This is a genomic window from Amycolatopsis rifamycinica (genome assembly GCF_000695625.1).
Taxonomy (GTDB): Bacteria; Actinomycetota; Actinomycetes; order Mycobacteriales; family Pseudonocardiaceae; genus Amycolatopsis; species Amycolatopsis rifamycinica.
On record NZ_JMQI01000041.1, the window covers coordinates 96,722 to 119,557 of the forward strand.

The 22,836-nt window shown below is 72.4% G+C and carries 23 protein-coding genes; 7 read left to right on the forward strand and 16 right to left on the reverse strand.

Going from position 1 to position 22,836, the window contains the following annotated elements:
• Nucleotides 1–21: 21 nt before the first annotated feature.
• Entirely contained in the window at nucleotides 22–1,251 is a 1,230-nt protein-coding gene (locus tag DV20_RS19275; protein WP_043782157.1) for a DUF6801 domain-containing protein, read from the reverse strand.
• Between the two features lie 333 nt (nucleotides 1,252–1,584).
• Here DV20_RS19275 and DV20_RS19280 point away from each other — a divergent pair, with 333 nt between their 5' ends.
• A complete protein-coding gene (locus DV20_RS19280; protein ID WP_235190885.1) occupies nucleotides 1,585–2,148 on the forward strand; it encodes a hypothetical protein in 564 nt (187 codons plus the stop codon).
• Nucleotides 2,145–3,335 (forward strand): lipase family protein, encoded by a 1,191-nt coding sequence (locus DV20_RS19285; protein ID WP_043782160.1) that lies wholly within the window; start codon nucleotides 2,145–2,147, stop codon nucleotides 3,333–3,335. The genes DV20_RS19280 and DV20_RS19285 overlap by 4 nt, the downstream gene beginning before the upstream one ends.
• On the opposite strand, the gene DV20_RS19290 is transcribed toward DV20_RS19285, so the two are convergent.
• Nucleotides 3,336–3,944 carry a hypothetical protein gene (locus tag DV20_RS19290; protein ID WP_043782162.1) on the reverse strand — a complete coding sequence of 203 codons (609 nt, stop codon included), beginning with the start codon at nucleotides 3,942–3,944 and terminating at the stop codon, nucleotides 3,336–3,338. It lies immediately after the preceding gene.
• Nucleotides 3,945–3,983: 39 nt separating this feature from the next.
• Here DV20_RS19290 and DV20_RS19295 point away from each other — a divergent pair, with 39 nt between their 5' ends.
• Complete coding sequence (locus DV20_RS19295) at nucleotides 3,984–4,514, forward strand: GtrA family protein (protein ID WP_084093559.1); 531 nt, start codon at nucleotides 3,984–3,986, stop codon at nucleotides 4,512–4,514.
• Here DV20_RS19295 and DV20_RS19300 read toward each other — a convergent pair.
• Both DV20_RS19300 and DV20_RS19305 read right to left on the reverse strand, forming a co-directional pair.
• Nucleotides 4,404–5,114: a GNAT family N-acetyltransferase gene (locus DV20_RS19300; RefSeq protein ID WP_043782164.1), complete on the reverse strand. Its 711-nt coding sequence runs from the start codon at nucleotides 5,112–5,114 to the stop codon at nucleotides 4,404–4,406. The two genes, DV20_RS19295 and DV20_RS19300, sit on opposite strands and share 111 nt — an antisense overlap.
• 211 nt (nucleotides 5,115–5,325) lie before the next feature.
• Nucleotides 5,326–6,522: a helix-turn-helix domain-containing protein gene (locus tag DV20_RS19305; protein WP_043782165.1), complete on the reverse strand. Its 1,197-nt coding sequence runs from the start codon at nucleotides 6,520–6,522 to the stop codon at nucleotides 5,326–5,328.
• Nucleotides 6,523–6,711: 189 nt separating this feature from the next.
• Between DV20_RS19305 and DV20_RS19310 the strand changes: the two genes are divergently transcribed.
• Nucleotides 6,712–7,914: a helix-turn-helix domain-containing protein gene (locus tag DV20_RS19310; protein WP_043782167.1), complete on the forward strand. Its 1,203-nt coding sequence runs from the start codon at nucleotides 6,712–6,714 to the stop codon at nucleotides 7,912–7,914.
• A 67-nt stretch (nucleotides 7,915–7,981) separates the two neighbouring features.
• Here DV20_RS19310 and DV20_RS45560 read toward each other — a convergent pair whose 3' ends face one another.
• Nucleotides 7,982–8,149: a hypothetical protein gene (locus DV20_RS45560; RefSeq protein WP_160169740.1), complete on the reverse strand. Its 168-nt coding sequence runs from the start codon at nucleotides 8,147–8,149 to the stop codon at nucleotides 7,982–7,984.
• A 221-nt stretch (nucleotides 8,150–8,370) separates the two neighbouring features.
• Here DV20_RS45560 and DV20_RS19315 point away from each other — a divergent pair, with 221 nt between their 5' ends.
• The 3 genes from DV20_RS19315 (at nucleotide 8,371) to DV20_RS19325 (ending at nucleotide 12,080) form a co-directional block, all read left to right on the forward strand.
• Nucleotides 8,371–9,288 carry an alpha/beta fold hydrolase gene (locus DV20_RS19315; RefSeq protein ID WP_043782169.1) on the forward strand — a complete coding sequence of 306 codons (918 nt, stop codon included), beginning with the start codon at nucleotides 8,371–8,373 and terminating at the stop codon, nucleotides 9,286–9,288.
• A gap of 216 nt (nucleotides 9,289–9,504) precedes the next feature.
• On the forward strand, nucleotides 9,505–10,860 hold the full coding sequence (locus DV20_RS19320; RefSeq protein ID WP_084093560.1) for a helix-turn-helix domain-containing protein: 1,356 nt from the start codon (nucleotides 9,505–9,507) through the stop codon (nucleotides 10,858–10,860).
• 26 nt (nucleotides 10,861–10,886) lie between these two features.
• The gene (locus DV20_RS19325) at nucleotides 10,887–12,080 is read left to right on the forward strand and encodes a PucR family transcriptional regulator (protein ID WP_043782170.1); all 1,194 of its coding nucleotides are present in this window, start codon (nucleotides 10,887–10,889) and stop codon (nucleotides 12,078–12,080) included.
• A gap of 156 nt (nucleotides 12,081–12,236) precedes the next feature.
• Here the strand turns inward: DV20_RS19325 and DV20_RS19330 are convergent, their stop codons facing one another.
• The 11 genes from DV20_RS19330 to DV20_RS19380 are packed head-to-tail and all read right to left on the reverse strand — an operon-like array spanning nucleotide 12,237 to nucleotide 22,825.
• Nucleotides 12,237–13,361, reverse strand: a complete 1,125-nt coding sequence (locus DV20_RS19330) for a KR domain-containing protein (RefSeq protein WP_235190886.1) — start codon at nucleotides 13,359–13,361, stop codon at nucleotides 12,237–12,239.
• Nucleotides 13,358–14,629: an AMP-binding protein gene (locus DV20_RS19335; protein ID WP_160169741.1), complete on the reverse strand. Its 1,272-nt coding sequence runs from the start codon at nucleotides 14,627–14,629 to the stop codon at nucleotides 13,358–13,360. The genes DV20_RS19330 and DV20_RS19335 overlap by 4 nt, the downstream gene beginning before the upstream one ends.
• A gap of 17 nt (nucleotides 14,630–14,646) precedes the next feature.
• Nucleotides 14,647–15,261 carry a hypothetical protein gene (locus DV20_RS19340; protein ID WP_043782173.1) on the reverse strand — a complete coding sequence of 205 codons (615 nt, stop codon included), beginning with the start codon at nucleotides 15,259–15,261 and terminating at the stop codon, nucleotides 14,647–14,649.
• Nucleotides 15,258–15,755 carry a hypothetical protein gene (locus DV20_RS19345; RefSeq protein ID WP_043782176.1) on the reverse strand — a complete coding sequence of 166 codons (498 nt, stop codon included), beginning with the start codon at nucleotides 15,753–15,755 and terminating at the stop codon, nucleotides 15,258–15,260. The genes DV20_RS19340 and DV20_RS19345 overlap by 4 nt, the downstream gene beginning before the upstream one ends.
• On the reverse strand, nucleotides 15,752–16,858 hold the full coding sequence (locus tag DV20_RS19350; protein WP_043782178.1) for an MlaD family protein: 1,107 nt from the start codon (nucleotides 16,856–16,858) through the stop codon (nucleotides 15,752–15,754). The genes DV20_RS19345 and DV20_RS19350 overlap by 4 nt, the downstream gene beginning before the upstream one ends.
• Nucleotides 16,858–17,829, reverse strand: a complete 972-nt coding sequence (locus tag DV20_RS19355) for an MCE family protein (RefSeq protein ID WP_043782180.1) — start codon at nucleotides 17,827–17,829, stop codon at nucleotides 16,858–16,860. Before DV20_RS19355 ends, DV20_RS19350 begins: the two co-directional genes overlap by 1 nt.
• Complete coding sequence (locus DV20_RS19360; RefSeq protein WP_051736050.1) at nucleotides 17,826–18,866, reverse strand: MCE family protein; 1,041 nt, start codon at nucleotides 18,864–18,866, stop codon at nucleotides 17,826–17,828. Before DV20_RS19360 ends, DV20_RS19355 begins: the two co-directional genes overlap by 4 nt.
• Nucleotides 18,866–19,861: an MCE family protein gene (locus tag DV20_RS19365; protein WP_043782181.1), complete on the reverse strand. Its 996-nt coding sequence runs from the start codon at nucleotides 19,859–19,861 to the stop codon at nucleotides 18,866–18,868. Before DV20_RS19365 ends, DV20_RS19360 begins: the two co-directional genes overlap by 1 nt.
• Complete coding sequence (locus tag DV20_RS19370) at nucleotides 19,858–20,874, reverse strand: MCE family protein (protein ID WP_043782182.1); 1,017 nt, start codon at nucleotides 20,872–20,874, stop codon at nucleotides 19,858–19,860. The genes DV20_RS19365 and DV20_RS19370 overlap by 4 nt, the downstream gene beginning before the upstream one ends.
• Nucleotides 20,871–22,067, reverse strand: a complete 1,197-nt coding sequence (locus DV20_RS19375) for an MCE family protein (protein WP_043782183.1) — start codon at nucleotides 22,065–22,067, stop codon at nucleotides 20,871–20,873. Before DV20_RS19375 ends, DV20_RS19370 begins: the two co-directional genes overlap by 4 nt.
• Nucleotides 22,064–22,825, reverse strand: coding sequence for an MlaE family ABC transporter permease (locus DV20_RS19380; RefSeq protein WP_235190889.1), 762 nt, complete (start codon nucleotides 22,823–22,825; stop codon nucleotides 22,064–22,066). The genes DV20_RS19375 and DV20_RS19380 overlap by 4 nt, the downstream gene beginning before the upstream one ends.
• Nucleotides 22,826–22,836 lie beyond the last annotated feature (11 nt).

Here is a 22,836-nt window from a genome sequence, read left to right on the forward strand (position 1 = left end):
CGGCGGGGGCCGGCAGATCGGTCACTTCTTGGCGAGCACGAGCTCCAGGGAGTTGCCGTCGCTCTTGGCGAACCCGCTGACGATGTCGTTGAACGAGCCGCAGTTCTGCAGCGCCGACAGCGAGTAGGTGCCCGACAGCTTGCCGCCCTTGAGCAGGTCGAAGTCGGGGCCGGTGGTCATCTCGCTGGTCGACGGGCTGACCGTGCCGCACTTCGGGTCGGTGCTGATCGGGATGCCGAACAGGGTGACCTTGGTGAGGAACGTGTCGAACTTGATGTGCGCCTTGAAGCCGGTGCCCACCAGCTCACCGGTCTGCGGGCCGTTCTGCACGACCTTGACGTCCGAGCTGCCCTGCAGGAAGCCGAACAGCTTGAAGTCGGTGTGCGTCGGGTTCAGCTGCAGGTTCCCGGTGAACGTCTTGGCCGACAGGTTGACGTCGGCGTCGAACGAGCCGGTGATCGGCGCGGTGCTGCCGAGCGACTTCAGCGCGGTCTGCCCGGTGATGCCGAAGGAGTACTTGATGCCCCCGCCCGGCGGCGTGGTCGTGGGCGGGGTCGTCACCGGCGGCGTGGTCGTCGGCGGGGTCGTCACCGGCGGGGTGGCGGTCGGCGGGGTCGTCGTCCCGCCACCGCCGTTGATGGTGATCGTGGCGAGCGTGTTGTTCTGGCCGCTGTCCTGCGTGCAGGGCGCGTCGATCGTGCCGTCCGGGGTGATGCCGGTGACCGAGCCGTCGGCCTTGCGCGGGGTGACCTTGAGGTTCAGGTCGCCCACGGTGATCTTCGCCTGGCCGGCCTGGGTGAACGTCAGCGACGGCGTCTTGCCGGCGGCGTTGATGTTCATCTCACCGGACGCCGGGATGTTCGTCTTGTCCAGCGTGATCGGCACGCTGACCGGCAGGTTGAGGCTCGGCGCCGCGACGGTGGCGGCGGCGGTGGCGGTGCCTTCCAGCGTGGTGGCGCCGATCAGGCTCAGGCCGCTGACGGTGTCCGCGTTGATGGTGGACACGGCCTTGATGTCGAACGCACCGGTCGCCTGCCCGGTGTTCACCGTGGTCGGCAGATCGGTGTTGATCACCACCTTCAGCGACTGCGAACCCACCAGCGGGAAGGTGCAGTGGTAGTTCAGCGTCAGCGAAATCGGGTCGGCGGCGCTGGCCTGCGCCCCGACGACGAGCGCGGTGGCGATGAGCCCGGCCGCACCCGCGACCGCGGCGGCCGCGACCGTCTTCTTCTTGCCTCTTGGGTGACTCACGATGGTCCTTCCGTGTATCAACAGTGATACGAAACGGCGGAGCGTTCCCTGGAAATGACCGTCCGGAAATCGCTACCGAACGGTAAGCTAACGAGCGGAACGGGCACCGATCAAGGCCTTCCTGTAAAAAGGTCACCGCGACACCGCAAATTGTCACACCAGCACGCCAACCCGACCGGATTCCTAGCAGGCCTGGGAAGGTTTCCCCAGCCCGGAGCCACCTTCGAACCGCTGACACGTGTGACAAATCCGGGCGCCGGAATGTTGACGCACGTGCCAACCAGTCATTCTCTTCTTGCTCGCGCGCGAGCGTGGCGCGTAGCTTCGAAACCCATGAAAAGAATGCACAGCGCGGTGCTCGCGATGTCGGCGGCCGCCCTTCTGTCGTGCGCCGCGTGCGCTTCGGACACCCCGGCCGACCCGGGACGGCACGCCGACCCCGCGGCGCTCGCCTGGGCCGACAAGGTGTGCACCGGCGTGGCCACGGGCTCGGCGAAGCTCTCGCAACCGCCCGCCGTCGACGACGCCGACCCGGTGAAGACCCGGGCCGCGATGGTGGACTTCCTGGGCCGCCTCGGTTCCGCACTCGAGGACATGGCGGGCGGCCTGCACACGGCCGGCGTCCCCCCGGTCCCGGATGGACAGTCCATTGTGGACAAGGCCACCGGCAACCTGACCGAGACGAAAACCAAGCTCGCCGAGACCAAGGCCAAGATGGAGCAGGCGAAGGTGACCGACCAGGCCAGCCTGCGCCAGGTCATCTCCGAAGCCGACGCCACGATGGGCGAGCTGGCCGATCCCGAGGGCCCGATCAAGGACCTCAAGGCCAATCCGGAGCTCGACCTGGCCTTCGGCGAGTCCGCGACCTGCAAGCGCGTCTACGGGACCGGCGCGTGACCGCCCGCCGCGTGCTCGCCGCGCTGGTGGCACTGGTCCTCACCGCGGCCTTCGCGCCCGCGGCCGCCGCCGCACCCGCGCCCGATCCCGGTCCCGCCGACGACTCGTTCTACACGCCGCCGTCGCCGCTGCCCGCCGGCCGGCCGGGTGACGTCATCCGCTGGCGGCCGTCGAACGCCGGCCCGCGCAAGGCGTCGGTCGACGCGTGGCAGGTGATGTACCTGTCGACCGACGCGCTCGGCCGGCCCGACGCCGTCACCGGCACGGTGCTGGTGCCGAAGAACGCCGACCGCGCCACGGCGCCGATCGTCGCGTTCGCCCCGGGCACGCACGGCCCGGCGTTCGCCTGCACGCCGTCGAAGATGCTCGGCATCGGCGCCTTCTACGAGCAGCCCGGCCTCGACGACCTGCTCGACGCGGGGTACGCCGTCGCCGTCCCGGACTACGAGGGCTACCAGAGCACGCCGAAGACGACGTACGTCGTGGGCCGGTCCGAAGGGCCCGCGGTGATCGACGCCGTCCGCGCGGCGCAGCGGCTCGGCGCGGCCGGGCTCTCGACGTCGGCGAAGGTCGTCTTCCGCGGGTACTCCCAGGGTGGCGGCGCCGCGGTGTGGGCGGGTGAGCTGCAGCCGTCGTACGCGCCGGAGCTGAACCTCGTCGGCGTCGCGGCCGGCGGCGTGCCGGCCGACCTGGTCCAGGTGACGCTGCAGCTCGACGGCAAGTTCGGCTTCGGCGTGTTCGCCTACGCGCTGCTCGGCCTCGACCAGGCGTATCCGGAGCTGCAGCTCGACTCGTTCCTCAGCGACAACGGCCGCGCGAAGCTGGCCGAGATGAAGCAGAGCGCGTGCACGTTCGAGCTGCTCACGACGTACGCGAACCAGAAGATCGCGGACTACACGACCGGCCCGGGCTACATCAAGCCCGCGTGGGTGGCGCGGCTGACCGAGAACAAGCTCGGCGGGACCCCGCCGCGGGTGCCGGTGTTCCTCTACCACGCGACCGGCGACCAGCTGGTGCAGTTCGCGCAGGCCGACAGCCTGCACAAGACTTACTGCGCGGCCGGGGTCCAGGAGACGTGGAAGACCTACGACACCGACCACATCACGCTGGTCTACACCGGCAACGCCGACGTCCTGGCCTTCGTGAAGGACCGGATCGCCGGGAAGCCGGCCACGGCGAACTGCTGATCAGCGGTTCCGGCCGCCGTGGGGGTGCTGCTGCCACGAGCTGATCACCGAGCTGACGTACTCGCGCCACTGCTCCTCCGGCGACTCCGGGGTCGGCGTCGGCTCGGCCCGCGCGGGCTTGCGGCCCGCGCCGGCCGGGGCGCTGGTGGTCTCGGCGGTCGAGTGCCGGACCTCGGCGGTGAGCGGGGGTGGCGCGGCGGAGGCGCTCATGGTCTCCACGGCTTCGCTGGAGGCCGGCGGCACGACCGGGGCGGGCGCGCCGGGCGGCGGCACGGCGGTCCCGCCCACCTGGTGCGGCTGGAGCAGCACGACGGCGGCCAGCCCGAGCCCGACGGCCGCGCCCGCGGCGAGGACGTACGGCTTGGCGCGGCGGGCCGGTCCGGCGGGCGGCGCGTCCTGGGGACGGTCGTCTCCGGCCGGTTCGTCGCCCGCGGCCAGCTCGGCGTCGAGCACGGCCAGCGGATCGTGGGCGGGTTCGGGCTCGGTGGCCGCCGCCTCTTCGGCGAGCTTCGCGTCGAGTTCACCGCGGATCAGCAGCGGCTTCGTCTGCGAAAGGTTCACCAGTTCGGCGACCGAGGGGAGTTCGCCCTCACCGCCCGTGCGTGCCATCGAAAACCTCCACCCTGTCCGGCGTCACCTGGAGGAACCATGCCCGAGCCGCGAGAGCTGCTCCGCTTCGCCGTCGTCGGCTTGGCCGCGTACGGGGTCACCCTACTGGGCGACTACAGCCTGAAGCTCACCGTGTTCCGTGAGAAGCCGGTGACGGCCCTCGCGATCGCCACGATCGCCTCGACGGCGTTCGCGTACCTGCTGTCCCGCCGCTGGTCGTTCGCGACGCGCGGCGGCCACGGGCGGCTGCGCGAAGCGACGCTCTTCTTCGCGGTCAACGCGGGCGCGGTCGCGGTGAACCTGCTGCCGCCGCTGGTGTCGCGGTACGTCCTGCACCTGTCGGTGCCGCACGTCGGCTACCTGACGCAGGAGATCGCGGACTTCGTCGCCGGGATGCTGCTGGGCACCCTGGCCGGCACGGCGTTCCGCTGGTTCGGCTACCGGCGGTGGGTGTTCCCGTCAGCGCCACCAGTTGGCGTCGCCGAGGGTGACGAAGCCGAGCTTCTCGTAGAGCGGCCGCCCGGAGCGCGAAGCGGTCAGCGTGACGGGCAGGTCGTCGAAGTGCCGTAGCACCGCGTGCATCAGCGCCCGCCCGACGCCCTTCGAGCGGTGCTCGGGCCGGGTGGTCACCCAGTAGACGCCGCCGACACCGCCGTGGGCCATGGTGAGGCAGGCGCCCTGGGTGCCCTTGCGGAAGAACGCGGTGGACCGGTCGAGCAGCTCGGGCGGGAAGACGGTGCCGGGGAGGTAGGGCTGGTACTCCTCCAGCGGAAAGCCGTGCACGACGAGCTCTTCGGCCACGGCCAGCTCGGCGGGGGTTCCGACGCGCTCGACGCCCTCCGGCGCGGCCACCGGGCCGGGCTCGCGGGCCAGCACCGGCAGCTGCCCGGCGGTCATTCCCAGATCGGCCAGGTCGAGCACCTGGAACGGGTCTTCGACGACGACGGTCCGGCCCTCGTTCCGGCGCTGCCGGGCGAGTTCGGTCAGCTCTTCGACGGCGGCGTCGCCGGGGGTGGCGGTCCGCAGCATGATCCGGTACCGGCGCCCGTCGATCACGGTGAAGGCGAAGTGGTCGAAGGCCTGGTCACCGCGCGCGCGGGCGAGGACGGTCCACATGGCGGCGGCGTTGTCGGCGGCCTGCCGCAGCCGCTCGGCGAGCAATCCGGTCATACCGGGGCAGCCTAGAGCCGCAGCGGGCACCGGCCGGGCCATTTCCGGAGTCGGGGTCGGCTCGGTCACGCGTACTCAGGCGGACGACACACGTGCCTGAACGGACGACACGCGTGCTTGAAGGGACGACACACGTACCCCGGTGGACGACACGCGTGCCTGGGCGGACGACACGCGTGCTTGCGCGGACGACACGCGTGGCTGGGGTCGGTCAGGCGTGGTTGGGTAGCGCGCGTTCCGCCAGCAGGGCCAGCTCCAGCCGCAGGCGCTCGGACGGGTCGTCCAGCTTGTCGCCGAACAGCTCGGCCAGCTTCTTGAGCCGCGCGCGGATCGTCTGCGGGTGCAGGTCGAGCAACCGGCCCAGCTCCGGCGCGCTCCCGCGGGTCCGGACCAGGGCCAGCAGCGTTTCGGCCAGCTGCTCGCGGCGGCGGCCCGACAGCCCGGACAGCGGCTCCAGCGTCGTCGTCGCGAGCTGGGTGACCAGGAACTCGTCCGCGAGCAGCAGCAGCGTCGTCACGTGGTCGCGGCACCAGATCACCGGGCCCGGCGCGTCGAGGAGGCCGCGGGCGGCCAGGTCGGCCGCGCGGCGGGCGACGCGGAAGGACTCGGGTGCCTCGGACGGCGGGACCAGCGGGCCGACCGCCGCCGTCCAGCCCGGGGGCAGGGCCGTCAGGCCGATCAGGTCCACGTCCGGGGCCGGGGTCAGCGCCGCCGGCGGGTCGCCCGCCGGGTCGGCCGGGACGTGCTCCGGCAGCAGATCGGCCGGGAACTCCGGGGCGCCCGGCAGCGCGCGGAACGCGACCGCCGCCACCCGTTCGGGCACGGGCAGCCCCGACGCGGCGACGAGACCGTCCACCTCGGCCGGGGTGCGGCCGCCGAGCAGCGCGCGCAGCAGGCGGCGGTGCCGCTCGCCGGTGCCGGACACCGCGGCCTCCGCGGCGCTGTACCCCTCCACGACCGCCGCCATCGACGTCTCGACGTCGGCGAACATCCCCTCGGCGGCGCCGTACAGGACGTCACCGGACAGCCCCGCTTCCCGCGCGATGTCGGCGATCCACCGCCAGGTGACCCGGCTCGACACGCGCACGGCCGCCTGCACGGCTTCGCGGCTGAGGCCACTGTGGAACGCGTCGCGCCCGTGGCCGCGGAACTCCGCGAGCCGGTCCGCCTGCCACAGCGCGGGCGTGCCGACGCGGTCGACGTCCCGCTCGATCCCGCGCCGCGTCAGCTCGATCGCGGTCGCGCGGCCGGGACCGCCGTCGAATCTCGTGGAATAATCCGGAATCTCGGCGGCGATCGCGTCGACGCAGGCCCGGGCGATCTCCGGGATCCGCGGGCGCACCGCGTCGCCGAGCTCGCGCGGCAGCCGCGACCACACGGAACCGTCCGAGGCAGCGGAAGCGCGCATGGGGAATTCAGTCCTCCACTTAGGAATTGGCGCCTCGGAAATGACCCCCGGCAGCTGACACGGAGCGTAGAACGCGCACCCGTCCGTGTCAAAAGGACGGGTCGGCGTCACCTTTTCCGGGAACCGATCGTTGATTCTTGCGTGACACACGCGTCGGATACGCTCGGCGCACACGCACTCGAAGGGGGATTGGTGGTCGAGTACCGCAGCTTTCGCCTGCTGGCTTCGCTGCCGCGCGCGCTCGGCGCGGGGCTGCGCCCGCACATCGGGCACGCGGCGGCCTCGATGATCCAGGAGGTGCAGCGCACGGTGCCGGCCTACGGCCAGCCCCTCAAGGGCGTGTTCGGCAAGGTCCTGGTGAAGAGCGTCGAGTTCGCGGTGCAGCACTGCATCGATTCGATGGGCGAGCCCGCACTGGCCCACGACCACTGGATCGAGTACTACCGCGGCCGCGGCCGGCGGGAGTTCACCGAAGGCCGCAACCTCGACGCGCTGCAGGACTCCGCCACCATCGGGGCCCGGGTGGCCTGGCGCGCGATGCACCCGGCGGTGGTCGCCGCGGGCGTCGATCCGGCCGTCATCTCGGTCGCCGCGGAGGCCATCTTCGCCTACGTCGACGAGCTGTGCGCGACCGCGATCGAGGGGTACCAGCAGGCGCAGGCCGAGGCCGAAGGCGCCGTCCCGGTCCGGCGCAGGCGCCTGCTGGAGCTGATCGCCGGCGCCCCGGAAGGGGCGGCGAGCAGCATCGCGGGCCTGGCCGGCGGCGCGGGCTGGCCCCTGCCGGAAACGGCCGCGATGGTGGCCCTCGAACGCGGCCCCGAAGCCGCGGACTTCCCCGCCGACCTGCTCGGCGACGGCGTACTGGCCGACCTCGACGGGCCCGAGCCGTACCTGCTGACCCGGGACCCGGACGCCGACCTGGCGCCGCTGGCGGCCAAGCTCGACGGCTGGCGCGCGGCGGTGTCGCCGACGGTCCCGCTGGCCGACGCCCCGGCCGCCCTGCGCACGGCACGCCGGGCGCTGCTGCTGTCCGGCCCGGACGTCCCCGGCCCGATCATCTGGTGCCGCGACCACCTGGCGACGCTCTGGCTGCTGGCCGAGGACTTCCTGGCGGCCGAGCTGGCCCGCCAGAGCCTGGACCCGTTCGCTTCGCTGAGCGAAAAGCAGCGCGACCGGCTGAGCGAGACCCTGCTGGCTTGGCTGGAGACACGCGGCGGCGCACCGGAGATAGCGCAGCGGCTCGGCGTCCACCCGCAGACGGTCCGCAATCGCCTGCGCCAGCTCGAGGAGCTGTTCGGCGACCGGCTGAAGGACGCCGACGACCGGCTGGGCATGCAGCTGGCCCTGCGCGCGCAACGCCTGATGCGCGCTCACCGCCCGCCGGAGAGCTGAACCGCAGGTCACACCGCGCGCCAGGTCACCAGATCCGGAAGACCGGCCGGCCCGCAGCGCCGCGTGGTCACCGGCTCGCGCGGGCCGCCGGCGGTGGGCACAACTGCGCCTTGGCCGCCCGGTCCAGCGCGCGCACCGGCAGCGGCAGCACCCGCCGCCACGGACGGCGGCCCGGCCAGCCCGGGCTCGGCCGCGGCCCGTGGTGGACGAAATGGAAACTCGCGCGGCAGGACATCAGCGCGTCCGGTGCGTCATTGCGACCATGCCTCCGAGGATTACCGGATACCACCGGAATGTCGATACGCATTCCCGGTGATCCCGCGAAAACCCGCACGCGCCGCCGCTTTTCCGCAAACCTTCTTGTCACGCCCGTCCGTGATTCCCCGGCGGTGGCGTTCCCCACATCAGCGGCAACGGTCGGATGCCCTAATTTCGGGTTCGCGAGAAAGGCCGCCCATGACCGTCAAGACCCTCACCCTGCACGGCCGCCGCCTCCGGCTGCACGAGCACCTGCCGCCCGCGCCCGCCGGCGACGAAGCGGTCGTGCTGCTGCACGGGATCGCCGGCAGCGCCGAAACCTGGGCGCCGGTGCTGGCGCGGTGCGCCGCCCTCGGCCGCCGCGTGCTGGCGCTCGACCTGCCCGGTCACGGTGCATCCGAGGCACCCCGCGCCGACTACGGCCTCGGCGCGCTGGCGAGCACCGTGCGGGACGTGCTCGCGGTGTCCGGCGTGCGGCACGCGACCGTCGTCGGCCACTCGCTCGGCGGCGGCATCGCGCTGCAGTTCGCCTACCAGTTCCCGGAAATGTGCGACCGCCTCGTCCTGGTCGCCGGTGCCGGACTCGGGCCGGAGGTGAGCCCGGTGCTGCGTGCCACCGCCCTGCCGGGCGCACCGGCCACAATGGCCTTGACCGTGAACCGCGTGACGCTCGCGATCGCGCGGGCCGCGGCCCGGCTCGGACGACGGCTCGGCTGGTCGTTGAAAACTGAAACACGGGAACTGGCCAGGCATTTCGGCTCGCTCGCCGACCCCGCGCGGCGGCGGGCGTTCCTGTGCATCGCGCGCAGCCTGATCGACCTGCGCGGCCAGCGCGCGAGTGCCGTGGACAAGCTCTACCTCGCCGAAGCCGTACCGGTGCTGCTGGTCTGGGGCGAGCGCGACCCGCTCATCCCGGTGGCGCACGCGCACCGGACGGCCGCACTGCTGCCGGACAGCCGCTTGACCGTGCTGAAAAACGTGAAACACTTTCCGCACGTGGCCGACCCGGATCGGTTCTGCGCGCTGCTGAACGAGTTCCTCGCCGGGACCGCGCCCGCGCGGCTGACCCTGGACGACGTCGTCAAGCGCCTGACAACCACCGAACCACCCCGCTGAAAAGTTGTCACGCGCACACCATTCGCCCGCGCCGGAAGTGTCACCTCCTCCCGCGGCGTTCCACCCGTTCGGGTGTAGTCCGGACGGGTTACCGCAAAGTCAGCGGAGAACCCGTTGACAGTGCGGATCACGCGAAATTATGTTGCCTGAGCCACAAAAACCGGATCGGCGTCCCCGCCGACGAGGCCGATTTTGTTGCCAGCAAGGATAAAACACATGACCGACGTGGACACCGGATTCGCCACCGCCGCACTGCGGACCGGACGGCCGAACCCCGGCGAGCGCACTCCCGGACCGGCCTACCGGCAGCAGTCCGTGTCGGCCGACCGGCCCCGGCCCGCCTACCCGCCCGCCCCGCGCACCCCGGCGGATCCCCGGCACGGCCGCGCTTCCGGCGCGATCGGGCTGTGGGCGTCCCTGCCCCGAGAGCTGGCGATCCGCTTCAAGCCGCGGGTCGACCCGCTTGCCCGCGCCATCCTGCAGGAGGTGCAGCGGGCGGTGCCCGAGTACCGCCAGCCGCTCGAAGGCGCGTTCGGGCACATCATCACGCAGGGTGTCCGGCAGTCGATCATCCAGTGCCTCGACAGTGTGGGCACGCCCGGTGCCGTGCCGCTCGAGACGTGGACGACCGTGTTCCGCAACCTCGGCAAGATCGAGTTCAACGAGGGCCGCAGCCTCGACTGCCTGCAGACGGCCTACCGGGTCGGCGGGCGGGTCGCGTGGCGGCACATCAGCGAGTTCGGGCAGGCCACCGGTGTCTCCGCGGACACGCTGTGCACGAGCGCCGAAGCCATCTTCGCCTACGTCGACGAGATCTCGGCGCTGTCGATCGAGGGCTACACGGCGGCGCAGACGCGCGCCGCGGGCACCCGCGCCCGCCGCCGCCGGCGGCTGCTGGAGCTGCTGCTCGCCGACCCGCCGTCCGCGCCGCAGACCATCACCGCGCAGGCCGCCACGGCGCAGTGGCCCCTGCCGGCCGAGGTCACCGTCGTCGCTCTCGAACCGCGTGCCGACCAGCACAGTCTGGCCGCGCCCGACCTGCACGCCGACGTCCTCGTCGACCTCGAGGGCAGCGAGCCGTGCCTGGTCACCGGCGATCCGGGCCGGCACCTGAAGAACCTCGCCGAGCGGCTGCCGGGCTGGCGCGCGGTGATCGGCCCGACCGTGCGGCTGACCGACGCGCCGCGCTCGCTGCTCTGGGCGCGCCGCACCCTGAAGCTGCTCCAGCGCGGCGTCCTGCCGGACGCGCCGGTGACGCGCTGCACCGACCACCTGTCCACGCTGTGGCTGCTCGCCGACGAGTTCCTGGTCCGTGAGCTGTGCGCGCGCAGCCTGCAGCCGTTCAAGGACCTCACGCCGAAGCAGCGGGCGCGGCTCGGCGAGACGCTGCTGATCTGGCTGCAGTCCCGCGGCAGCGCCCCCGAGATCGCGAAGAAGCTCAAGGTGCACCCGCAGACCGTCCGGTACCGCATGCACCAGCTCATCGACCTGTTCGGCGACCGGCTCAACAACGCCGACGACCGGCTCGACATGGAGATCGCGCTGCGGGCGGAGGCGCTCCTCGGTTCCTGAGTCCCCTTCGAAGGCGAGGTGGGTCAATGACGGGATCGCCCGTCGAGACGGCCTTCGGGCCGATGCTGAGCGGCGACGGACGGCCGGGGCAGCTGTGGGCCATGCTGCCCCGCGAGCTGGCCGCGGTGTTCCGGCCGCGGCTGCTGGACGTCGCCGACGAGGTGCTGCGCGAAATCCAGCGGACCATCCCGGACTACGCGCGGCCACTCGACGGCGCGTTCGGCAAGGCGCTGCGGGCCGGCGTCCAGGCGGCGATCCTGCAGTTCGTCGACCGGATCGCGACGTCGGGGCCGGTGCCCGAGGAGCGTCGCCAGGTGTTCGTCGGGCTCGGTGTGCACGAGCTGGCGCAGGGCCGCAACCTCGACGTCCTGCAGGCCGCCTACCGGGTCGGCGCGCGGGTGACCTGGCGGCGGATGGCGGAGGTGGGGACGCGGGCCGGCGTACCGTCGGCGACGCTGTGCCTGCTGGCCGAGGCGATCTTCGCCTACATCGACGAGTTGTCCGCGCTGTCGATCGAGGGGCACGCGGCGGCCCAGGCGCGGGCGGCCGGCGCGCTGGAACGGCGGCGGCGCCGGCTGCTGGACCTGCTGCTGGCGGACCCGCCGTCGCCGTCACGGACGGTGCAGGAAGCCGCGACGGCGGCGGAGTGGCCGTTGCCGCACCGGCTCGTCGCGGTGGCGCTCGACGGGCCCGCCGACGTCACCGGGCTGAACGCACTGGAGGACCTCGAAGACGGAACCCCGCGCCTGCTGCTGCCGTCGCCGTCGGACCGCCACGCGCTGACGGCGGCCCTGGCCGGCCAGCGGGCCGCGGTGGGTCCCCCGGTCCCGCCGCGCCAGGCGGGCCGGTCACTGGCGACGGCGCAGCAAGCCCTGCGCCTGGTGGGCGACGTCCTCCCGGACGAGCCGCTGACCTGGTGCGAAGACCACCTGGCGGCGTTGTGGCTGCGCAAGGAGCCGTTCCTGGTGACGGAGGTGTCCCGCCGCCGGCTGGCCCCGCTGACGGCGTTGACACCGAAGCAGTACAACCGCCTGGCCCCCACGCTCCTGGCGTGGCTGGAAACGTGCGGCAACGTCCGCGAGGTCGCCGACCGCCTCGCGATCCACCCCCAGACCGTCCGCGCCCGCGCCCAGGAGCTGGAAACCCTCTTCGCCGACCACCTCCGCAACCCGGACGACCGCTTCGAGATGATCCTCGCCCTCCGCGCCACCCTTCCCTAACCCGTGTCGTCCGCCCCATCACGCGTGATGCCCTCCCCATCACGCGTGATGCCCGCTCAATCACGCATGAAGCCTCTTCCCACCCGAGCCGGTGTGCGGAAAGAGGCATCTCACGTGATCGGAGAGGCATCACGCGTGATCAGAGGGGCATCACGGTCAGAGGGTGGAGAAGTAGGGGCGGGGGAGGTCGGGGAGGCGGGGCGGGCCGAGCGGGACGATCGTTGCCGGGAGGCCCCGGGACCGGCGCCAGGCGGCGAAGGCTTCCAGCCAGGCGTCCGCCGTGGCGCGGGACGTTTCGCCCGGGGCGCCGAACAGGGCCGTCGCCGAGGTGCCCAGCAGCCACCAGTCCGGTGGGCAGTCCGCGGTCGCTTCGTGCAGCCGTCGTGCGCCCAGCACGCCGCGTCGCCAGGCCGCGGCCGGGTCGTCGGTCAGGACGCCCGCCGTGTGGACGATGCCCCGCAGCGGCAGGCCGTCCGCCGTGGCCGCCGCCACCAGCCGCTCCGCGACGCCGGGCTCGGCGATGTCGCCGGGGATCACCACCGCGCCGGACGCCCCGGCGGAGTGTCCACAGAGGACGATCCGGGAGGCGCCGGTGCCCGCCAGCCACCGGGCGGTCGCGGGCCCGAGGCCGCCCGTGACCACGTACGCGCCGGGCCCGGTCGGCACCTCGACGCCGAACGGCGCACGGGCCAGCCGCGCCGCGTACCGGACGTCGTGACGCCAGCGCACTTCGTCGTCCGGCGCGTCCGAGCGCAGCTCGCGCACCAGGACGTCCACATCGGACCGCGCGTCGACGTCGACCAGGCTCGCCCGCAGCTGCGGGCGCTCGACCGCCAGCACCCGCACCAGCCCGCGCAGGAACGCCAGCCCCGGCTCGCCGCCCGCCTGCGTCACCAGGTGGAACCGGACGCCGAAGCCGAGCCGCGCGACCACCGAAAGCACCGAAAGCAACAGCTCCTGCGCGGCCTCCGGATCGCGGTAGGCGTACGGCGACCCGGCGAGGAAGACGACCCCGCGCACCGGCCGTTCGGCCAGGCACCCGGGCAGCTCGTCGAGGTCGTCGCGCGGCAGCGAAAGCGCGTCGTCGCCCGCCGCGGCCAGCGCCAGTGCCAGCGCGACGGCCCGGCCGAGCGCCGCCGGGTGCTCGTCCGTCAACAGCAGCCACGCCCCCGGCCCGTGCGACGCGACCGGCGGCAACGGCACTTCCGGCCACGTCACCTCGAACGACGAAGCCGCGAACGGGACGCCCGGCGACAGCGCCCGCTCCGCCGGCCCGGTCACCACAGGCCGTCCCCGGAGGAGGACGGCCGCACGACGACCCGGCGCAGCGTGAGCCCGTGCCGCACCGACACCGCGTGCCGCACCGCCCGTTCGACCTCGCCCCGCAGCGGGACGACGCCGTCGGCCAGCTGGAGCACGACCACGGCCTGGTCGCCGGGGAGGGCGAACGCCGACGCCGCACGCGGCCGGATCGCCGGGTGCGCCTGCTCGGCCGTCGCCTCGAGGTCCTCCGCGCGGCACCCGGCGACCAGGTCCCGGCCGGTCACGCACAGCTCACCCGAACCGTCCAGGGAGCCCTGGTCACCGGTCCGCAGCCACCACCGCGGCTCGTCGTCGTCCGGCAGCAGGGCGCAGAAGACCCGCGCGGACTCCTCGGGCCGCTTCCAGTAGCCGCGGGCGACGTTCGGCCCGCTCACCCAGATCTCGCCGACGTCGCCCGCGGGCCGCCGCCGCCCGTCCGGGCCGACGATCGCGACCCGCTGACCGACCGGGCGTCCACAAGCGACCAGCGCGGTCGCTTCGGCGACGACGTAACACGCCCGCAGCGCCCCGGGCGGGAACGCGGTCCGGAGCCGGTCCAGGTCCGGGTCGTCGGCGCGCACCAGCGTGCCGGCGGAGCCGAGCCCCGCCGGACCGGCGGGGAGCTCCGGGCAGATCACCGCCGGCAGGCCCGCGACGACCGGCACCGCCACCCCGAGCAGCAGTCCCAGCGGGTCGCTCGGCGGCAACCAGGTCACCACGGTCGTCCGGCCCAGTACCCCGGCCGCCTGCCGCGCGTTGGCCAGGACGTTCGCGTGCGTCACCATCACCCCGCCCGGGTACTGCAGGTAGGCGACATCTTCGGCGGCGGAGCGGACTTCCGGGCAGACCGGCGCGTCCGGGACGGCGTCCACGGCCAGTACCCGGTGCCCGCAGGTGTCCAAAGTGGCCAGGAACCGCCGGACCGCGAGCACGGTGGCCGCGGTCGCCAGCACGATCGACGGCTCGGCGTCGGCGAGGACACTCGCCCGGCGCTCCGGCCCGGTGGGGATCGCGACCAGCCCCGCCCGCAGCGCGCCGAGGAACGCGACGACGTAATCGGGTGACGGCGAGATCAGGACGGCCGCCCGTTGCCCCGGCTCGGTCACCCGCCGCAGGGCCGCGGCGACGGCGGTCACGCGCCGGTCCAGTGCGGCCCAGGTCAGCGTGACCGCCGGCCGGGACCAGGCCAAGGCCGGCTCGTCGCCCGCCACCGCGGCGCGGCAGGCCAGCAGCTCGGAAAGGGTCATGGGTTCCTCGCGCATCCTCAGGCGGCGGACATCCCGGTGACGCGCCACTTCCCGGCGACGCGCTCGGCCGTGACGCTCAGCTGGGCGGCGCCGGTGCTGCGCTGCCCGTCGCCTCTCGTGCCGGTCTGGTCGAGGAACACCAGCAGCGCCGCGCGGTCGCCGTCCAAGACCTTCACCCCGGACGCGACGGCGGTGGAGGTGACCACGAGCCGCTGCTCGGCGGCCAGCTTGCGGACCTGGCCGAAGAGCTGTTCGTACTGCGCGAGCGCGGGCCCCGTGAGGACCTCCTTCGCCGCTTGTTCGCTCTTGGCCGGATCGTCGTAGCGGTAGGAGAAGACCGTGCCGAGCGCCGCGCTGATCTGCTTGGCGGCCTCCCCGGTGCCGGCGACGTCGGAGAGCGCGCTGTTGTGCGCGACGACGGCGTTCGTGCTCCGCGCTTCGAGGGTGAACCACCCCGCGAGCCCGGCCATGAGCACGGCCACCACCGCGGGCACCACCCACGCCCGCCGCCGTGGCCCGGTGGTCGTGAGTGGCAGGTCTGGTTCTGACCCGCCTTGCCACTCGCGAGCGTCCGGATCCTCGTGGTGGCGGCCGGCGACCTTCACCGCGCGCTTCTTCGTCGGAACCGTCATCGGGTCTCCCCCACGGGAACCTGGCCGAGGCCGGTGACGTGCCAGCCGTCCGGCCCGCGCGTCAGATCGGCTTGGAACCGGTTGCGCTTGGTCACGGCGTCTCCGCCCTCCGGCGCCACGACCAGTTCGACCGAGGCGATCAGCTTCGCCGTCCCCGCGCCCGTGTCCACTTCGGTCACCGCGGCATCGGTGACCTTCCCGGTGGTGACGGTCTTCGCCTGGGCGATCCGGTCGAGGCTGCCCTGCCGGCCGGCCGCCAGCTCGTCGCGCAGCGCGCCGCCGGCGAGGTCCAGCCAGTGCTGGTACCCCGGCCCGGCCTGCCGGTAGTCCAAAGTGGTCAATCCGGCGACCGCCGTCCGCCCGGCCCGCAACGCCTCCTCCCGGACGACCGCGCGGGCGACGCCGTCGTCGTGCGCCGCCTGCCACCAGGTGAATCCCGACCACCCGGCCGCGACGGTCGCCAAGACCGCGGCCACCCGTGCGAGCACCCTCATGGCCGTCCTCCCGGTGCGTTCTGCGAGCCCCGCACGTTCGTCGGGTCGCCCTTCGGCAGCGCGCAGCGCGCGGCCGTGTTCAGCGGGCGGACCGACGTGTCGAGGCCGTCGCGGTACGGCGTCGTGTACCCGGTGGTGCACGGCGGTGGGTCGAAAAAGGTCAGAGACAGTCCGATGTGGACGCCGTCGGGCCGCACGATCGCGTTGCCCGCGGCGACCGCCTGCGGCGCGGTGACGAGCAGCTGGCGGATCCCGTCCTGACGCGCCTCCAGGACGTCGGCGGTGGTCAGCAGGTTGGCCAGCAGCACGCCGAGGTCCGGCCCGGCGTCGCGGATCAGCGCGCTGACCTCGTTCGCGGCCGCGGGCACCGCCGGGATCAGGGTGCGCAGGTCGCCGTCGGACTGCTTGAGCGTCGAAGCCAGCAGCTTCGCGTTGGCGCCGAACTCGCGGATCGCGCCGGCCTGCTGCACCTGGGTGTCGAGCACCGTGTGCGCGTCGGTGACGAACCGGGTCAGCGGCGCGACGTGCGCGCTCGCCGCCTGCACGAACTCGATGCCGCGGCCGACCAGCTCATCCAGTGCCGGCCCGGCGTCGGACGTCGCGTTGTACAGCTCGTCGACGACCGTGCGCAGCGCGGGTTTGGGCACCGAGTTGGCGAACGAGTCCACGGTCGACAAGACGACGTCGACCGGCAGCGGGATCTTCGTGTCCGCCTGGGTGATCACCGAGCCGTCGTGCAGCTTCGGGCCGCCGTCGGCGCGCGGCCGCAGGTCGACGTACTGCTCGCCGACGGCCGAGCGGTCCGCGACGACGGCTTCGGTGTCGGCCGGGACGGGCGCGGTGCCCGAGTCGATCTCGAGGTCGGCTTCCATGCCGGCCGGGGTGAGCCGCAGCTCGCCGACCCGGCCGATCGGCACCCCGCGGTAGGTGACCTCGGCGTTGGTGAAGATGCCGCCACCGGTCGGGAACTGCGCGGTCACGGTGTAGCCGCGGTCGAAGAAGATCTTGTCGAGGCCCGCGTAGGTGGCCCCGACGTAGGCGACACCGACGACGGCGATGACGACGAAGGCCGTCACCTGCGCGCGCACGAACCGGGTCAGCATCAGCGGCCCGCTTTCAGGAACCCGTTGAGGTAGTCGCCGCGGATGGTGTCCAGTGCGGCGTCCGGGAACGGGAAGGTGAAGACCATCTCCATGGCCTTCGGCAGCTTGTCGCCGGAGTCGGCCAGCCGCCGCAGCAGCGGCTCCAGCGCGCGCAGGTCGGCGACGAGGTCGTCCTTGCTGCGGTTCACCGTGTCGACGGCGACCGAGGTGAGCCCGTCCAGGGACTTGAGCATCCCGACCAGCGCTTCCCGCTGCTGGTTGAGGACGCCGATGCCGGGCGTGAGGCCGTTCAGCGTGGTCGTGATCCGGTCGGTGTGCGCGTTGAGCGTGGCCGCGAGCCTGTTGACGCTCCCGATGGCCCGCGTGATCTCGTTCCGGTGCTCGTCGAGTCCCTTGACGAACGTGTCCAGGGTGGACAGCAGCGAGCGGGCCGCGGTTTCGCGGCCGCCGAGGGCCTCGTTGAGCTCGTGGCTGATGTTCTGCACCTGCGCCACCCCACCGCCGTTGAGCAGCAGCGACAGCGCACCGAAGACCTCCTCGATCTCGGGCGTCAGCGTCGACCGGTCCAGCGGGATGGTCGCGCCGTCGAGCAGCCGGCCCGACGGCGTCGCGTCGTCGGGCGGGGCGAGCTCGACGAACTTCTCGCCGAGGATGCTCGCCTGCCGCAGCCGGGCGACGGCGTTGCCGGGCAGGTCGACGTCGCCGTTGAGCAGCAGGTCGACGACCGCGCTGCGCCCGTCCGGGGCCAGTTCGACCTTGACCACCTGGCCGGCCGGGACGTCGTTGACCTTGACCCCGGACTGCGGGACCAGGTCCAGCACGTTCGTGAAGCTCGCGGTCACGTGGATCGGGTGGTCGCCGAGCGCGGCGCCGCCCGGCAGCGGGATGTCGTAGACGCTCACCCCGCTGCCGCAGCCGGTGGTGACCAGCGCGAGGGTCACCACCGCGGCGAGCTTGACCAGGGACTTCATTTCGGCTCCGCGTATTCGAGGAGGTTGCCGCGGCCGTCGATGGTCCCGTTCGCCTGGTCGTAGGCGCCCAGGACGTTCGTCAGCGCGTTCGGGGCCGCCTGCAGGGCTTCGGCGAGGGAGTCCTTCTGGTTCACCAGCACCTTCGTGACGTCGGCCAGCTTGTCCACGTCGGACTGGACCTTGCCGCGGTTGTCCTTGATGAACCCCTGGACGACGCTCAGCGCCTGGGTCAGCTCGGTCAGCGCGCCGGAGAACTGGTCGCGCTGGTCGGCCAGCACCTTGCTCAGCGACGCGATCTGCGAGATGGCCTGCTTGACCTGGCCGTCGTTGGCCGCGAGCATCGCGGTGAACTTGCTGATGTTGTCGACCGAGGTGAACAGGTCGTCCTTCGAGTCGCTCGCGGTGCGCGCGAACTCGCCGAGGTTCTTGATGGCCGTGCCGATGGTCTGCCCGGTGCCGTTCAGGTACTCGGCCGAGCGGGTCAGGACGTCGCTCACCGCGCCGTCCTTGTTGGCTCCCTGCGGGCCGAGCGCGGACATGAGCTGGTTGAGGCTGTGCAGCAGGTCGTCGACCTCGACCGGGGTCGCGGTGCGGTCCCGCGGGATCGACGCGCCGTCGGCCAGCTGCGGGCCGCCGCGGTAGACGGGCGTGAGCTGCACGTACCGGTCGGCGACCAGGCTCGGCGTGATGACGACGGCCCCGGCGTCCGCGGGAAGCGGCACCCCGGGCCGCAGCGTCATGGTCACCTTGACGTCCGTGCCGTTCGGCTCCACTTCGGACACCGAGCCGATGGCGACGCCGAGGACGCGGACATCCGAGTTCGGATAGATGCCCACGGCGGCGGTGAAGTACGCGGTCAGCGTCCGCTCGCCCGGTGCGGTCACCACGGGCCAGGCGGCCGAGACGACGAGCGCGAGCACGACGCCGAGCGTCAGCGCCCGCAACCGCGTCCGGCGACGGGCCTGCCCGCCCAGGTCGGCGAGGGCGGAGGCGGCACTTTCACGTGAAAGTGCCGCCTTCGAGCGGTGGTGGGCCATCAGCGTCCCCCGTTCTTCGGTGGCCGGCAGCTGCCCGGCGTGGTGCCGGTGGGGATCAGCCCGCAGATGTAGGTGTCGATCCACCGGCCGTTGCCGACGGCGTTGCCGAGCAGCCGGTAGAACGGGCCCGCCAGGCGCAGGCTGTCCTCCAGCTTCCCCTGGTTGCGCTGCAGCACGGTCGCCACGCGGTCGAGCTGGTCCAGCGCCGGCCCGAGGGTCTTCTGGTTCTCCGCGACGAGCCCGCGCAGCTGGACCGAGAGGTTCTTGATGCCGGTGAACAGCTTCGCGATGGCGTCCTTGCGCGCGTTGAGCTCGGTGAGCAGGGTGTTGCCGTCGCGGATCAGCGCCTCGATCTGGCCGGAGCGCTCGCCGAGTGTCTTGGACACCTCGTTGGTGTTCCGGAAGAGCTTGACGAGCTCCTCGTCGCGGGACGCCAGCGTCTGCGACAGGGCGGCGATGCCGGTGAACGCCGTCTTGACGTCCTGGGGTGCCGACGCGCCGAGCGTGTCGGACAGCACGCGGAACGCCTGCGCGAGCTGGTCGGTGTCGATGGCCCCGACCGTGCTCGCCAGGTCGTTGAAGACCGCGGTGACGTCGTAGGGCGAGCTCGTGCGCTCGGCCGGGATCGGCGAGCCGGGGTCCAGTTCGGCGTTGCCGACCGGGTCGAGCACGAGGTTCTTCTGGCCGAGCAGCGTCTTGATCTTGATGGCCGCCGTGGTCCGGTTGCCGACCCACGTGTCGCGGACCCGGAACAGCACCTCGACGTGGTCGCCGGCCAGCCGCACGTCGGTGACCTCGCCGACCTTCACGCCGGCCACGCGGACCTCGTCGTTCGGCTTCAGCCCGGCGGCCTCGCGGAATTCGGCCCGGTAGGTGGTGCCGCCCCCGATGAGCGGCAGGTCGTCGGAGAAGAACGTGGCGCTGCCGATCAGCGCCATGACCAGCGCGGTCACCGCGCCGACGGCGATCGGGTTGCGGCTGCGGAACGGTTTCACCGGCACCTCGCAGCCGTGACGGGGATGCCCGGTGGCGGACCGCCCGGCGCCGGTTTCGCGTCGGTCTCCACCGCGCACAGGTAGAAGTTCGCCCACGAGCCGTAGGAGAAGAGCGTGCCGATCCGGTCGAGCTTCTTCGGCAGGTTGTCGACGAACTGCTGGAACACCGGGGTGTTGTCGGCCAGGTTCTTCGACAGGTCGCCGAGTGCGGTGATGCTGTCCTTGAGCGGCTGACGCCCTTGCTCGAGGAGCCCGGCGGTCGCGGTGGTCAGCTCGCCGAGGCCGCCGATGGCCTGCCCGATCGGCTTGGCGTCCGCGGCGAGGCCGGTGACCAGCTGGGAAGTGGTGTCGACGAGCGTGTCGAACTGGTCGCCCTGGGCGTTCAGCGTGTCGAGCACGGTGTTGAGGTTGCCGATCACCTGGCCGATCAGGGCGTCCTTCCCGGCGAGGGTGGAGGTCAGCGACGCGGTGTGCCGCAGCAGGCTTTCGATCGTGCTGCCCTCCCCCTGCAGGACCTGGATGATCTCGAACGACAACTGGTTGACGTCGTTCGGCGACAGGGCCTGGAAGAGCGGCTTGAAGCCGTTGAACAGCGCGGTGAGGTCGAGCGCCGGTTTGGTCCGTTCCAGCGGGATCTGCGCGCCTTCGGCCAGGGTCGGTGACGTGTCGGTGGCGCCGGGGTCGATCGAGAGGTACCGCTGGCCGACCAGGTTCCGGTAGCGGATGGTGACCGAGGCCGACGCGGTGAGCCGGTGCGTGCGGCCGACCGAGAACCCGACGTCGGCGAGCCGGTGTTCGACGACCCGCACGGAGTCGACCTGGCCGATCCGGACGCCGGCCATCCGCACTTCGTCGCCGCGGTTGACCGAGGTCGCGTCGGTGAAGCGGGCGGTGTACCCGATCGTCGCGCCGACGTTCGAATTGGCGATCGTGACCGCGAGCACGGCGGTCGCGGCCGCGGTGACCAGGAAGAAGACCAGGCCCTTGACGGCGGGCCCCGCGACGCTCCTCATCGGACGGTCACCTCCGTTCCCCGCAGTGCCGGTCCGATGAGGACACTGCTCCAGTCGGGCACTTCCTCCAGCGCCGGCCGCAGCATTTCGGCGACCAGCTGCCGCTCGCCGGGCGAGTTCGCCGGGCCGAGGTCACCGTCGGCCGGGCCCGCGGCCGCCGCGCCGCCGCCGTAGCACTTCGGGCCGCCGGTGGCGTCGAACCGCGGGGTGTCCCGCCCGGGGACGTACTTCTCGCGCGGGTCCCGCACGGTGAGCGTCACGTGCAGGCCCGGCTCGTTCGTGCCCTTGCCGAGGGCCTTCTCCATCAGCGGCTTGAGCCGGTTGACCGCGTCGAACAGGCACGGGAACTCCGGCGAGTAGCGCGCCAGCAGCTCGAGCGTCGGCCGGCTCGCCGCCGAGACGCCGATGAGGTTGTCCTTGTTCTTCCGCAGGAACTCGTTCAAGTGCCCGGTGGCGCTGGTGACGCTCGCGTAGAGGCTGTCGAGGTCGGCCCGGGTGTCCACGATGGTCTTGGCCGTGGCCGACAGGTCGGACAGCGCTTGCAGGATGTCCGGCGCGGCGCCCGTGTAGACGTCGGCCGCGTGAGCCAGCCCGGTGATGTCGGCCTTGAACTGCGGCATCAGCGGGTTCACCTGTCCCAGGAGGTCCTGCAGCTCGACGATGCTGTCGCCGAGGGGTTTCCCCCGGTTGTCGAGAGCCTGCGAGATCGCGCCGAGTGAGCTGTTCAGCTTCTGCGGCTGGACCGCGCGCAGCAGCGGCAGCAGGTCGCCGAGCACGCGTTCCAGCTCGATCGCACTGGAGGAACGGTCCTGGGCGATCACGTCACCGGCCCGCAGCGTCCCCTGTGGACGGTCCGGCAGCACGAGGTTGACGTACCGCTCACCGAACACCGTCTTCGGCAGCAGCCGCGCGGACACGTTCCCGGGCAGCAGGCGGATCTTGGCCGGGTCGATGGCGAGGTCGATCTCGGCGCCCGCGCGGGTGCTGCGCACCGCGCGCACCTCGCCGAACGGGACGCCCTTGACCTTGACCTCCGCGGTCGGCGCGAGCTGGTTGCCGAGGCGGTCCGCCCGCAGCGTCACCAGCTCCGAATCGTCGAAGTCCTTGTCGTAGATGGCCACCGCGAGCCAGCCGAGCAGGACGAGCACGCCGAGGAAGGCGACCCCGGCGAGCTGCGTGCGGAACCGGCTCATCCGGACACCTTCACCGTGGTCGTCGCGCCCCAGATGGCCAGCGAGAGGAACAGGTCGAGCACGCTGATCAGCACGATCGACGTCCGCACGGCCCGGCCGACCGCGACGCCGACCCCGGCCGGGCCGCCGCTGGCGCGGTAGCCGTAGAAGCAGTGCGTCAGGATCACGCCGACGCTGAACACGAGCACCTTGCCGAACGACCACAGCACGTCGCCGGGCGGCAGGAACAGCGTGAAGTAGTGGTCGTAGGTGCCACCGGACTGTCCGAAGAAGACGACCGTGGTGAGCCGGGAGCCGAGGTAGGAGATCAGCAGGCCGATCACGTACAGCGGGACGATGGCGATGAACCCGGCGACGATCCGGGTGGTGACCAGGTACGGCATGCTCCGCACGGCCATCACCTCCAATGCGTCGATCTCCTCGGAGATCCGCATCGCGCCGAGCTGCGCGGTGAACCCGCTGCCCACAGTGGACGAAAGGGCGAGCCCGGCGACCAGCGGCGCGATCTCGCGCGTGTTGAAGTACGCCGTCAGGAAGCCGGTCATCGCCGAGATGTTGATCTGGTTCAGCGCGCTGAAGCCCTGCAGGCCCACGGTGACGCCGGTGAACACGCACAGGCCGACCATCACGCCGATGGTGCCGCCGATCACCGCGAGCGCGCCGCTGCCGAACGTCACTTCGGCCAGCAGCCGGACCACCTCGCGGAAGTAGCGGGTGACGGCGAGCGGGACGGCGGCGAGCGCGCGGACGTAGAACATCAGCTGGTCGC

Coding starts and splice junctions, on each gene's coding strand:
- DV20_RS19375 (WP_043782183.1), bottom strand. CDS start 22,067: ATGAGCCGGTTCCGCACGCAGCTCGCCGGGGTCGCCTTCCTCGGCGTG.
- DV20_RS19350 (WP_043782178.1), bottom strand. CDS start 16,858: ATGCTGACCCGGTTCGTGCGCGCGCAGGTGACGGCCTTCGTCGTCATC.
- DV20_RS19360 (WP_051736050.1), bottom strand. CDS start 18,866: ATGGCCCACCACCGCTCGAAGGCGGCACTTTCACGTGAAAGTGCCGCC.
- DV20_RS19315 (WP_043782169.1), top strand. CDS start 8,371: ATGACCGTCAAGACCCTCACCCTGCACGGCCGCCGCCTCCGGCTGCAC.
- DV20_RS19290 (WP_043782162.1), bottom strand. CDS start 3,944: ATGGCACGCACGGGCGGTGAGGGCGAACTCCCCTCGGTCGCCGAACTG.
- DV20_RS45560 (WP_160169740.1), bottom strand. CDS start 8,149: ATGTCCTGCCGCGCGAGTTTCCATTTCGTCCACCACGGGCCGCGGCCG.
- DV20_RS19295 (WP_084093559.1), top strand. CDS start 3,984: ATGCCCGAGCCGCGAGAGCTGCTCCGCTTCGCCGTCGTCGGCTTGGCC.
- DV20_RS19300 (WP_043782164.1), bottom strand. CDS start 5,114: ATGACCGGATTGCTCGCCGAGCGGCTGCGGCAGGCCGCCGACAACGCC.
- DV20_RS19355 (WP_043782180.1), bottom strand. CDS start 17,829: ATGAAGTCCCTGGTCAAGCTCGCCGCGGTGGTGACCCTCGCGCTGGTC.
- DV20_RS19340 (WP_043782173.1), bottom strand. CDS start 15,261: ATGACGGTTCCGACGAAGAAGCGCGCGGTGAAGGTCGCCGGCCGCCAC.
- DV20_RS19280 (WP_235190885.1), top strand. CDS start 1,585: ATGAAAAGAATGCACAGCGCGGTGCTCGCGATGTCGGCGGCCGCCCTT.
- DV20_RS19380 (WP_235190889.1), bottom strand. CDS start 22,825: ATGTTCTACGTCCGCGCGCTCGCCGCCGTCCCGCTCGCCGTCACCCGC.
- DV20_RS19335 (WP_160169741.1), bottom strand. CDS start 14,629: ATGACCCTTTCCGAGCTGCTGGCCTGCCGCGCCGCGGTGGCGGGCGAC.
- DV20_RS19320 (WP_084093560.1), top strand. CDS start 9,505: ATGACCGACGTGGACACCGGATTCGCCACCGCCGCACTGCGGACCGGA.
- DV20_RS19325 (WP_043782170.1), top strand. CDS start 10,887: ATGACGGGATCGCCCGTCGAGACGGCCTTCGGGCCGATGCTGAGCGGC.
- DV20_RS19305 (WP_043782165.1), bottom strand. CDS start 6,522: ATGCGCGCTTCCGCTGCCTCGGACGGTTCCGTGTGGTCGCGGCTGCCG.
- DV20_RS19370 (WP_043782182.1), bottom strand. CDS start 20,874: ATGAGGAGCGTCGCGGGGCCCGCCGTCAAGGGCCTGGTCTTCTTCCTG.
- DV20_RS19345 (WP_043782176.1), bottom strand. CDS start 15,755: ATGAGGGTGCTCGCACGGGTGGCCGCGGTCTTGGCGACCGTCGCGGCC.